The sequence below is a fragment of the Candidatus Nanohalococcus occultus genome (assembly GCF_029207735.1).
GTDB classification, from domain to species: Archaea; Nanohalarchaeota; Nanosalinia; order Nanosalinales; family Nanosalinaceae; genus Nanohalococcus; species Nanohalococcus occultus.
This window is the reverse complement of the sequence record NZ_CP104395.1, coordinates 24,905-36,491: the sequence shown is the minus strand read 5'-3', so window position 1 is coordinate 36,491 and position 11,587 is coordinate 24,905. Positions and strand designations below refer to the sequence as shown.

Annotated in this window: 12 protein-coding genes; 6 read left to right on the top strand and 6 right to left on the bottom strand. The window is 47.5% G+C overall.

The genetic code is table 11. From position 1 onward, the window contains the following. Positions 1 to 103: 103 nt before the first annotated feature. Together SVXnc_RS00215 and SVXnc_RS00210 are read right to left on the bottom strand one after the other, a co-directional pair. Positions 104 to 463 (bottom strand): winged helix-turn-helix domain-containing protein, encoded by a 360-nt coding sequence (locus SVXnc_RS00215; protein ID WP_347721947.1) that lies wholly within the window; start codon positions 461 to 463, stop codon positions 104 to 106. 197 nt (positions 464 to 660) lie between these two features. Continuing rightward, on the bottom strand, positions 661 to 987 hold the full coding sequence (locus tag SVXnc_RS00210) for a winged helix DNA-binding protein (RefSeq protein WP_347721946.1): 327 nt from the start codon (positions 985 to 987) through the stop codon (positions 661 to 663). A 243-nt stretch (positions 988 to 1,230) separates the two neighbouring features. Between SVXnc_RS00210 and SVXnc_RS00205 the strand changes: the two genes are divergently transcribed. The 6 genes from SVXnc_RS00205 to SVXnc_RS00180 all read left to right on the top strand — a co-directional run bounded on the left by SVXnc_RS00205 (position 1,231) and on the right by SVXnc_RS00180 (position 6,373). After that, complete coding sequence (locus SVXnc_RS00205; RefSeq protein WP_347721945.1) at positions 1,231 to 2,388, top strand: helix-turn-helix domain-containing protein; 1,158 nt, start codon at positions 1,231 to 1,233, stop codon at positions 2,386 to 2,388. A 122-nt stretch (positions 2,389 to 2,510) separates the two neighbouring features. Further along, complete coding sequence (locus SVXnc_RS00200) at positions 2,511 to 3,137, top strand: DUF502 domain-containing protein (RefSeq protein WP_347721944.1); 627 nt, start codon at positions 2,511 to 2,513, stop codon at positions 3,135 to 3,137. Positions 3,138 to 3,298: 161 nt separating this feature from the next. Further along, positions 3,299 to 3,973, top strand: coding sequence for a hypothetical protein (locus tag SVXnc_RS00195; protein ID WP_347721943.1), 675 nt, complete (start codon positions 3,299 to 3,301; stop codon positions 3,971 to 3,973). A 39-nt stretch (positions 3,974 to 4,012) separates the two neighbouring features. Then, positions 4,013 to 5,038 carry a hypothetical protein gene (locus SVXnc_RS00190; protein ID WP_347721942.1) on the top strand — a complete coding sequence of 342 codons (1,026 nt, stop codon included), beginning with the start codon at positions 4,013 to 4,015 and terminating at the stop codon, positions 5,036 to 5,038. Positions 5,039 to 5,121: 83 nt separating this feature from the next. Then, on the top strand, positions 5,122 to 5,892 hold the full coding sequence (locus SVXnc_RS00185) for a hypothetical protein (protein ID WP_347721941.1): 771 nt from the start codon (positions 5,122 to 5,124) through the stop codon (positions 5,890 to 5,892). 100 nt (positions 5,893 to 5,992) lie between these two features. Then, positions 5,993 to 6,373 (top strand): hypothetical protein, encoded by a 381-nt coding sequence (locus SVXnc_RS00180; protein ID WP_347721940.1) that lies wholly within the window; start codon positions 5,993 to 5,995, stop codon positions 6,371 to 6,373. Positions 6,374 to 6,385: 12 nt separating this feature from the next. Here the strand turns inward: SVXnc_RS00180 and SVXnc_RS00175 are convergent, their stop codons facing one another. The 4 genes from SVXnc_RS00175 to SVXnc_RS00160 all read right to left on the bottom strand — a co-directional run bounded on the left by SVXnc_RS00175 (position 6,386) and on the right by SVXnc_RS00160 (position 11,323). After that, positions 6,386 to 8,140: a PKD domain-containing protein gene (locus SVXnc_RS00175; protein ID WP_347721939.1), complete on the bottom strand. Its 1,755-nt coding sequence runs from the start codon at positions 8,138 to 8,140 to the stop codon at positions 6,386 to 6,388. 11 nt (positions 8,141 to 8,151) lie between these two features. Continuing rightward, entirely contained in the window at positions 8,152 to 9,234 is a 1,083-nt protein-coding gene (locus tag SVXnc_RS00170; protein WP_347721938.1) for a hypothetical protein, read from the bottom strand. 67 nt (positions 9,235 to 9,301) lie between these two features. Beyond that, on the bottom strand, positions 9,302 to 10,615 hold the full coding sequence (locus tag SVXnc_RS00165) for an ATP-grasp domain-containing protein (RefSeq protein ID WP_347721937.1): 1,314 nt from the start codon (positions 10,613 to 10,615) through the stop codon (positions 9,302 to 9,304). Positions 10,616 to 10,669: 54 nt separating this feature from the next. Beyond that, the gene (locus tag SVXnc_RS00160) at positions 10,670 to 11,323 is read right to left on the bottom strand and encodes a M24 family metallopeptidase (RefSeq protein WP_347721936.1); all 654 of its coding nucleotides are present in this window, start codon (positions 11,321 to 11,323) and stop codon (positions 10,670 to 10,672) included. Between the last annotated feature and the right edge of the window lie 264 nt (positions 11,324 to 11,587).

The window sequence follows — 11,587 nt, the reverse complement described above, 5'->3', positions numbered from 1 at the left end:
AACAAATACGAGCGTACTAAAAATAGACACAGTTCATATAAATGTAGCTGTAGCTCTTAGGACTCTTAGAAACTTCTAATTATGTGTTCTTTATGTTTTTTGGCTATCCCGCAAAGTTCTCTGATCCAGAATCTTTCTTGCTGAAAAACCCGTACGATCTCCCTAGCTGTGTTCTGTAAGGAAAACCGTCTTCTAAGTCCACTAGTTTCAGAAGTATCTCTGCGTACGAGTTGCCCAGCTCTGTGAGCTTCAAAAGTCGTTTTCTGCCTTGTTTTTCAGTCTCAACTATTCCTTGCTCTTCCATCTTTGAAATTATCTTCACAGTGTGAGAGTAAGTTGAGTCTATAGCTTTGGAGACTTTACTCGGGTATATCTCGGATTCTGCTTCATAAATCACTAAAAGCGCCATAACAGGCTTTTCTTTGACGAAAATTTCTGTAGGCGTCTTGTGCGTTGGCTCCATGGTCACTGACCTCAGGTACACTAATGGAAATACCTCCATGTATACTCATTGCCCCGCATATAAGGCAGTAGAACAAAGATAACAATACAAATAGAGATTATAGAACGTATACATTAATACAGGACTGTGAGAACAATTCTAGAAGCGAAATAATATAAGATAGCGTGGCGGAACGTTGCCACGACTTGAGAAAGAAGTTAAGCGTTTTGTGCGAGTTCTCTATCGACGTTGATGTCGAAGCGCATTCCTCGCTCGATATCCTGCATGCTTACGAGGCAGTCGGCATAACGCTCTCCGTCTTCAGTCAGCTCTAAGATCTTTTTTCTGCCCTGTTTTCGCACTTTTACAAGTCCATGCTCTTTCATCATAGCTATTATCTTTACAGTGTGAGCGTAGGTACAGTCGATTTTCTTCGAGACCAGTCTGAGATACATTTCCTCACGGGACTGTCTGAGAGCTACTAAAGCTCGCGCAGGTTTTTCTTTCAGGAAAAGTTTCTGTATTTCCGAACTATTGTCTATCATTCTACTATCGCCTTCAACCCTATATTACCCGTTATAACTATTATACAAACTACCTCGATATCCAGGGAACATAAAGCTCATCTTATAAACGCTCTTAGGTATGAAAGCACTCCTAAACCCGGTTAGCAGCGCCTTAACTCCAAATTAAGAGTTATCGAAACAAAGATAAAGCTGCGTGTTCAGAGTTATAGTTGGAACTGCCTTTAATATCGTACAGAGAGTTACAGGCAACGATAGGAAATCATGAAAAGGACAAAAAGAGACTTTGACGCCGTAAAACGGACAGAAAAAGTGTGTAAAGCGATATCCCATCTAAGTTCAAATGCCGGGAGAGACACGAGACAGCTTGAAGTCGAGCTGTGTGAACTTCTAGACAACGATACATACGAGAATGTCTGTATATGTAGGAAAACATCTGAAAACAGCCTTAGACATCTGGCAGGAGAGATGGAAGCCAGACAGAAAGAGATTTTCGAGTCGCCGAGACCCGAGGAGCTTGGGATAGAAAAAGCCTGGCGCGAATCAGAGATCGTAGATAGCCGAGAAAATCCACTGGGAGAGCGTTTCATAGCTATCCCTATAAACTACAATAACCTGGTTTACAGAGTTCTGATGATCTTTCCTGGAGAGGGCAAAGAAATCTCCGAAAAGGAGTTAAACTCCTTGGAGATCCTAGCAGAAGTTCTAGGAGTTTTGATCAAGGATGAAAGACAGGAAGCTTTGGTTTATGCGGAGAAAATCCTGGAGCTTACCGTAAATGTTCCGACACAGAGAGTGTTGCTTTCTTCACTTGGAGGCCTTGACGGCGGGATAAAGGTCGAGAAGTTCGTGCCTCTAGAAGAAAACAGTAACAAATATATGTTAAAGTATGAGGACTCTGAGAAGCTTTCTAGCGCTCTAGATAAACTTGAAATCGTGGAAAACTACTCTATAACCGAGACAGGTTACTTCGAAATCACGACAACGAACGACCGGCTACGAGGCATACTGGATGCGGGCGGAATGATATGCGGAATAGATATAGACGATAGAAAGCTTCGAATGACCATCCAGATAGCAAGTGATGCCGAAAAACAAGCACTTTACGACGTTTTAAACGGCATTTCAGAGGACTGGAAAGTTTTGAAAAAAGAGTTCCTTAGCTCGAAAAAGATTATATCCACCACAGAAAGCAGAGACTGGGGGCTAACGGAAAAACAGTTTTCAGCCTTAAAATCCGCCTACACATCTGGCTACTATGACAACCCGCGAAAAGTAACCGCCAAGGAGCTTTCCTCAAAAATAGGGATAAGTGACTCAACGCTCTTCCAGCACTTACAGGCCGCACATTTGAAGCTGATCGGTGAGATCTTAGGACCTGACGCGAAGAGAAAACGTCTTTCAGAGAACAAACTGGACTAGCAGAAACCCCTGTCTGCTGTCAAATATATGGCATCATATATCCTGTTACCTGTACTATTCGCTATAGCTAACTGTTTTAATTAGCTGAATTATTTTTGTAAAGGACGAGGTCGTATATAAACATGAAAAACAGCTTTAACTCTTTAAAAACCAGTATAGATACTTCAAGCCATACAGTAAGCTCTGTTGGAAATTTCAAACGTCTAGCAGTGGTAGGAATAATTGTTCTTACTCCTTTAGCTGCGAACTTTCTTTTAGCATCCTGGCTTCTACAGATTGTGGGCTCGATCCCTGGAAACGAGTTCTTCCAGATCACACCCTACCCCGTACTGAACCACCTGATCAAAGGCAGCCTTATAGTAGTATTAGGAAGCGTACTGATCATAGGCACCGGCAAGCTTTTCTCCACCCGTAAGGGTTCGATGCTGGAGAGCAGAATGGATCTGATCTTTCTACAGATACCTTTGATATCCTCGGTCTATACAATTACGAAGACCGCGGCAGATACCGTCTTCCGGAAGAAAGATGACTTCAAACACCCTGTGAAAATCGATTTCAACGGCGTTCAGTTCACCGGTTTCCAGACAGGTAACTGTAGCAAGGACGGACGGAAAGTCGTCTTCGTACCTACAGCTCCAAACATCACCTCCGGATTCGTAGTTGAAGTAACCGAAGACCAGCTTGTAAAGACAGATGAAACGCTTGAAGACGCCCTGAAAAGGATTTTAAGCGCAGGCTTTAGCAACTGAAAACGCTAAAGACACTGTGCTAAAACCCTTGTTTTCTATACAACCCCAAAGTATCTACTAGATCACATCTATTCGAATAACGCTTTCTGAAAGCCTATTTCTGTTCGTAATTCTTATATTAAGGCGCCAGCGGCATCTACCAACTTGGTGACTAAAATACAATGTCAACAGAAGACCGCAGCGGAATGGACGACGTCGAACGAAGTCTAGAAGCTGTAAGCGAAGAAGAAAGACTCTCAATAAGAGAAAGATTATCAAACATCAAAGATTCCTACGTCAATTTCCACAAGGTAACTGACGAGGACAAAGAAACAGATTTCGAAGAAGCAGATTTCCTTAACAAACCTGCAGCAGGAGATCTAAGCCGAAGAGGATTCCTATCTCTTGTCGGACAAACAGCAGTAGTAGGTTACGCAGCAGCTGAAGCCCTAGACGGCGACGGATACGCAATCGACTGGGCAGCAGGCGGAGCAGCGGTAACAGACCCTACAGCAGGAGAAACCGCAGACACACCTGAAGGAATTGGAGTTGTCGGAGACGTATCTGACGAGCTATACCTACAGGAAGACGGGACTGTTTACGCTCTTGACCACGGAGACCGTGAATGGAGAAGCTTCGAAGTAGATGAGTTCCCTATGAACGCTGACTACGCAGAACTCCACACAGATCTTTCAGGTTCGAGAGAAACCATGGAACCTGCTCCAGGAGTATCTGGTATCGAAGTAACACAGCAGGAGCTTTTCGGACACAGCTCATCAGCATACGACGATATGGCTGACGAAGCAGAATGGGATCTGATCTTCGATAGCAACCCAACGTACAGTGGAGGGAACTAAACCCCTCTCACGCGTTGAGAGACTAAAGGTGAATAAATGATGAAGAAAAATCTCATCAGCTCACTTTTCGTCATACTGGTATCGCTACTCGTTGTCACAGGGACAGGGATGGCGCAGGACTGGGACGGAGCATCCGCTACAAACAACGATGACGGCGGATCCGATTCCAACACTGACACCAGCACCTCATCCACCAATGGATGGGATGGCGGAAGTGCTACGAACGACAATGACGGATCAGCCACCAAGTGGGACGGTGGATCAGCCACGAACAACGATGACGGCGGATCTACAGCCAGCACGTGGGACGGAGAGTCCGCAACCAACGATGACGACCGAGATACCTCTGACAGCTCATCAGAAACAGATAGCAGCTCGTCAAGAGGCGGTAGCGGCGGCGGAGAAATCCACAGAGCCGACGTACAGGTACTAGAACCTGTGATCAGCGTTGACATACCTGAAACAGTAGCAGTAGGGCAGACAGTCGATGTAACAGGTCATGTAGAATACCCACGAGTACGAGACATTGACATCTACGTCGATGGAGAACTTGTACAGACCACACGACTGAACGACGCATACGATTTCAGCACACAGTTCACCGCGGAAACAGCAGGAGAACACACAGTTGAGATCAGAACGCGCGAAGCATCTGTTGAAAGACAGCTGTACGTAACAACCTCAGTAGAGGTAAGCAACCTGGACCTACCAGCGACCGTTGACTCGGGAAGAAACGTCGATATCTGCGCTGATGTATCATCAGCAGCAAACCCAGACGTAATCCTGACAGTTGATGGCGTAGAAGTAGCTAGCCAGACCGGCACAGGCCGTGTATGTTTCGAGGTAGACCTATCTCAGGGAACACACACAGTCAACGTCGTAGCTAACGTGGAGGGCGACAGAGATGTTCAGACAGGCATCATCACCGTAACAGGCGATGGAACTGACTCAACAGCTGGCGACCTATCGGACAACCCACGAACATCCGCTGGAATCTTCCAGTCGATGATCAACATGCTAACAGCAATGGTAGCATTCATCGTCCAATTAGTGCCTATCGTGTAGATAGGCGCTTCACATATTCTTTTTTTACTTATTAGAAAACCGAACCCGAAAAACCAGAAACAAATAATTGGAACCGAAGAAAAATGGAAAGACTCGAAGACATATCTGACTACCTTGAAGGTAAAGAAACCACGCGAAGAAAACTACTTGCTGGCGCAGGCGCTTTAGGGCTGACAGCGCTGGCAGGATGTAGCGCACCGGACCCAGATTACACTGACTGGGGACGATTTCGGATAAAAGCACCTGGCGGGCTTCCTTTCCAGCTCGAAGAGGATCTGCCGTTCGTGACGTATTCGGCGCCTCTGCTTGAAGAAACCGCACAGGCAATCCACGATCAGGCCGAACAGGAGCTTTCAGGCCCGACCGTCCGGGAAACCCAGAACAAGGTTTTGATGGATACTTTTTACTTCAGAGACGATGAGATACTGTCGGCGATGGAAAGAAACCCTAGGCTAGTCGGAGATGAAGACGAGATATCTCGACTGATCGGAAACAACCATTATGCGACGATGCGCATGGGAATAAAAGCCTCAGGAGAAACCCGGGATATCAGACAATACCTTGCCAAGGATCTGCGCGCAGAGTACATCAACAACATCAGCCAGCCGTTCAAAAACAGCTTCGAGATAGCCTACGATCTCGGAGAACCAGTCTTCGATATAGGCGGAGCAGATGAACGTGACGACCAGTTTATCGGCATGGAGCTGTACGTCCTGGGTAACAGCGGAAGTAAGGCCGGCCGATACTTCAACACATCCGAGATCAAAAAATACGCGGAAGGGAAACTTTCCGCCCTTGAAAGCGATCTGGAAGAAGAAGCTGTCCGGGACGGAGGATTCGAATTTTACCTCTAGACAAACCGACAGCACCCCAAATATATTCTTCAACATGTAATATTCCGTATACCGGGTTTAAATTGAGAAACGTATTGAAAAAATAATACAACGACCTGTAATGAGTTCTGATATACTATCCTACCTCGATGAAGACGAAGAACCTGAAAACAACGAACTCTCAGTGACTCTCGAAGGCAACGAAGAATCGATAAACAGCCTTCTAAGTGATGAAAACGAAACCAGCAAACACAGCCAAAGCACAGAAAGCAATTACCAGAAGAACCTAGGCTACAAAGCCGCCACACTTGCTTTTTCCACAGGTTTCGCCGCCACAGTTACCGACGCATCTAAAGCAGCTCCTTACCTACAGCAAGACGCTCAAAAACTAATTGAGTACGCGCCGAAAGTTATTGATGCGGCCAGCGGATTCGGAGAACTCGGAGGGGCGCTCGCAACCGGTTTAGGCACCTTCTACTGTTATTCTCGTATAGAAAGATAGAGAAAAGTTGTTTCAGGCTCTGATGCCTGAAACGTAAGTTTTGAGTTGCTCTCTTTTCCTGTAGCCGACTGCTGCTAAGATAGCTAGCAGTATGGCGGCTATTGAGAGCGCGATATTGGACGTCTCCGAGAAGAAACCTCCAGTTGGCGTGTTGCTCGGCTGAGTCCCTGTTTCCTCAGGTATGACCGAGATAGTTTTTTCCTCCACATCCCTTGCCGAGCCTGAAGTTGCTACAGCTCGGTATGTAACTGAGTTACTGTCTTCGGGTGCGATCCGTGTGAAACATGCGACATCGCCGGTGTTTCTGGTTCCTACTAGTTCATCGTTCTCGTAAAGCTGTACTTCGGTGCTTGATGGAGCTGTTATCTCCACACACACCTCATGTCTTTCCGAAGGTCGGAGAAATGTCTGAGCGTTGATTCCGTCAATTCTTACGGCTGGATTGACATTTAGAACCATTGTCTTTTCTAGTTCGCCGGATACAACCCGGACCTCGTTTTCTCCAACAATGTTGGCCTCGAAGCTGGTTGAAAAAGTATCCGCCGAGCTAAGTGTCGAGACCTGCTGCCCGCCGAAGTAGACTGTTACCTGTCTAGGCGAATCAACGTTCTCGAAGCTACCTGAGACAGTTACAGGCTGGTTGTACTCAACCGTATCACTTGAGAGAGCCACATTCATGGACGGCTCGGGGCTGCCGATTATAATCTCGCCGCCGCCAACTGAGCCGCCACCGGATCCTCCGCTGGAATCACCGTCATCTTCATCGTCGTCATCGCTATCTGAACCGCTGTCAGCTCTAACCATGACTGTATCAGAGATTGTATTTTCCGCACCGTCATCGTCGGTAGCACGGACAGTGACCTTGTAGTCACCTTCAGAGCTAAAGCTTCTCTTAGCGGTCTCACCTGTCGCATCGTCGAAGGCACCATCATCGTCAAGATCCCATTCAATCGACTGAATAGAACCATCCGAGTCCGAAGCATCAGCCGTGAACGTAACCTCCTGGCCTGGCTCCGGATTCGAAGGGCTGAAAGTAAAGCTTACAGCCGGATCATCGTTGGAATCACCTGAATCGCCTCCTCCAGTCGATCCATCTCCAGAACCAGAGTCGCCGGAACCAGAATCTCCATCGCCGTCACCGGTGCCTCCACCAGTTGATCCGCCGCCAGTGGAACCTCCTCCAGAGCTGCCGCCGGCTTCATCGTCAGTATCGGACTCTCCGGAAGTGTCAGTGCTATCTTCCTCAGAAGTATCGTCTGTAGAGTCCGAACCGCCGTCATCTGTTCCTATGTCTTCATCTGTATCCGTTGAATCGGAATCAGAGGTATCCGTTCCATCATTAGTCTCCGAATCATCACCAGACCACGAACCATCATCCTCCGAACCAGAATCAGGGCTAGAAGTATCTGTCCCATCATTAGTCTCCGAATCATCACCAGACCAGTCTTGTTCCGTCTCCGTTGAACTGTCAGTGTCGTCGTCGGAACTGTCAGTCCCATCATTAGTCTCCGAATCATCACCAGACCACGAACCATCATCCGAACCATCAGATGTGTCAGCTCCACCACTATCCGTCCCATCATTGGTCTCGGTATCGCCACCAGACCACGAACCATCATCCGAACCGTCATCGCCTGTAGGGTAAGCGCTATCGCAGTCCCCGCAGTCGTATGGATCTCCGCCCGGACCTGCCACAATCGATGCCGCTGGCGCTATAAGCGCAAGTGAGAGCAGTGCTGTCAGAGCCAACATTTTTGTATTTCCCATCGTCCCAAGACCTACTCAAGAAGATGTTCGATTTCGTCTTCGTAGACTGGTTGATCATCTAGTCTTGATTCACTGAAGTCATATAAGACGTTGGCAGCTGTTCTTTTCTGGCCATTTTTTACGAGAGTATCTTTGACCTCCGAGTAACTGGCTTCAACATACTGGTCGTTTTCCTCCCAGTTTTCTCCAGAGCTGATCTGTTTTGCTGCGCCTTCAGGGAGCGTCTTAGACTCGCCCTGATACAGCGCCTTAAGGACGTCAAGTCCTTCAACGTCTTCTGCCTCATACTCCCAGATTTGACGGTCGGATTCATCCATTACAATCAGGTCTCCATCTTCCTGGATCCCCCATGTAAGCTCATTGTAGTCCTGTCTCGGAGAAATATCCAGATCGATCGTGGATTCCCCATCTTGGAGCCTGTAAATATCGTCAGCTGTGCTGCCCGCGGCTTCAGATGCTCCTCCCCCAGAATCGCGTGCCTCAGGACCATTCTGAGAACCTCCTGTCTGCTGAGATGCTACGCCTGCGGAAGCTCCCGCTAAAGCCGCCAGACCTCCGTGAACGAAGGCTCTGCGTGTTAGTTTTCCTTGTCTATCAGTTTCCCCAATGCCTCTATCTGTGGACGAGTTAGAGGCGGATCCGACGCCCGGGAAGTGTGCTACAGCAGATTTAATTTTGTCCCCTATTCCTATATCGTAGGAGGCATCAGAACCTAATCCTTCATCGAACCAGCTGTTCGCCTGTTCGTAAGTTACAGTAAGGAAGTTAGGAAGTCGTGAGTCAGACTTGTCTCCGACAACTTTGTACCCTAGACTGAACTCGTCCGAGTTCTCAGGAGAAACGAACTCTCTTTCAGGTTCGTCGCCACTGGGAGCAGGCACCGGTAAATCGTCGCTGTTCGGTCCAAGACCTCCACGTCCTGTCGATCCTCCAGAACCCTCTGGGAAACCAGGAGTGAACACTGAGTCGTCGGATGACATCGAGCTATCATCAGCTGCGATAGTTCCGTCTTCCGTTTTTGCGCTTCCATCCCCACCTAACATTGCCGAGACGTCCTCTATTGAACCGTCGCGGTTTATTGAATCTTCTGTCATTTGATTATCTCACAGTGACAATACCATGACACACTATTATATATGTTACCTTTTAGTGACCACAACCCTACATGTCTCTGAAATGATCGTTCACAATATGTCTGTAAACTGGAGCTAGTTGTTCAGCCTCGTAAGGGTCGTGAACCTGACCTCTGCTGAGATCATCGGCAAACTTCATCAAAGCTAGAGCTGAGTTTTGTTCAGGGTGAGCCGAGTTAACACCGTCAATCTTTGATCCCGGCGAATCATTGGCCTCTCCAGGAACCAGATAAACTGTTTGGCCTTCATGCTCGACGGCGTAATCTTCATGAGCTACATTTTCCCGCAAAAAACGTTTGTAATCCGGGAAGCCATCGAGCTTCTCGCTTTCAAGGTCGAATCCCAGAGCATCCCATCCTATGAACGACCCTGCGTTTTCATGAACACCGAGTCCCTGTAAGAGAGCTTTCGAGTAATCCTGCACCATATTTACAGCCCCCTCCTGTAGTTCATCTCTCTTGACAGGTATTGCTCTACCTCCTCCCTGTAAGTTGTGGAGATCTCCTTCGCCAATACGCGTTTCGGCAGTCTCAATTACGCCGTCGGTCGCAATTATCCGCTGATCATATACCGCAGGAACTGACATCTGTAGAACTCTTCCATTCGGATTATAGCCTTCAGATGCGAAAAGTTTCCGTATCGAGCCTTTCCTTTCAGCACCGCTGATAAACGAATCCATCGTTGTGAAAAGTATTTCATCTCCGCCACTGCCATTAGCCGGCTTGGCCACAACCGGTACATCTCCGTTCTCTCCGTCCTCGAAGTTATATTTGTCTTTGAAACGTTTGAAGTCATTTTTTAGCCCTGCGATCCCTGGACCGGAAAGATAGTGATCAAGGTTGTACCATGGAAGACTGTTTTCCTTCTGTTCCTCAAACAAACTGTATGTTATACGCTTGTCTCCACAAGCTTTCGCGATCTTAGGCGTGTTTACGACCTTCATGCCTTGATCCATCATTAACTCGAAGTAGTTAAGATGTGATTCTCTGTCTCCGCCGGCCTTGTCTTCTATTTCGCTGTTAAACGGCCCAGTGTTGATCAAAGTTAGATCGCCGTTACCTTCGCCGTTTAGAAAGTCGTTTATCTCCTCGATACTCCGGTTGTTTATGTGTAAAGACCCTTCCTCTATCTCGAAGTCTTCTTTGCCCGCCCTGAGCAGGTTTGTTAGACCTTTATTGAGCATAAACGAGCTTCTGTAGTTAAGCGGGCTTCCGCCCCCTATGGTGTTGGTCTCCCCATACCAGTCTTTTTTCGGAAAGCCGGTAAACCGAGTCCCCATGAAGACAGAAGTCCCCTTAGCCTGACCGTCTCTCTTTTTATACAACGATTTACGGAAGTTCACAAAGTTGTCATTATATAGTAACACTTAAATTAGGTCTATGTTTGTGGCCATAGATTACCGCCCCAGTATCTCATAATCTTCCTCCCTCACAACCATCAGATCTTCTATCCTCACACCGAACTCTCCTTCGATGTAGACTCCCGGTTCGATTGTGACCACATTTCCTTCCTCGAGTTTATCCTCACTTCCTGGCGAGAGGCTTGGCTTTTCGTGAACTTTTTTCCCAACTCCGTGTCCTGTCGAGTGAACGAAGTTTTTGCCCCATCCTTTCTCCTCGAGATAGTCTCTGGCAGCGGCATCGACATCCCGGGCGTTTACCCCTGCCCTAACAGCCGAGATAGCCTTACGCTGGGATTCCTTTACCGCTTCGAAAACTTCCCGGTACTTCTCACCTGGCGAGCCTCCGAAGACAACAGTTCTCGTCATGTCACTACAGTACTCGTTGTACACACAACCCAGGTCGATAACCACAGGCTCGCCCTCACATATCACTCGATCGTCAGGCACATGGTGTATCTCGGCTCCGTTCTCTCCCGCCCCGACGATGGTATCGAAGGCGTTCCGGCTAGCCCCTAACTCTCTCATCCTCTCATCTATCATTTCCGCCAGCTCTTTTTCCGTCATCCCAACCGCCTCTTGCTCTCTCGCAAAACCCATTGTCTGGCTAGCTATATCAGCAGCCTTCCTGATTGCTTTGATTCTCTCCATACACACAGCTTGGCTCCGAGGATTTAACTTACATGCCCAGCCAGGCCGTAGGATCGATCTCGAGAAGTATCTCTCTAAGATTCTGGAGCCAAATACCTCATTTAGACCTGCTGTTGCTCACATACGAACTGAGACTGTTCGACCCTACCGAACATTATAGTGTTCACAACTATTGAACACTCTACTGTTTTTAGTACCTTATGATTTCACCAAGCGATGATAAAGAAAACTAACGAGTGTTAAAGCTTACCGAACACTCTACGA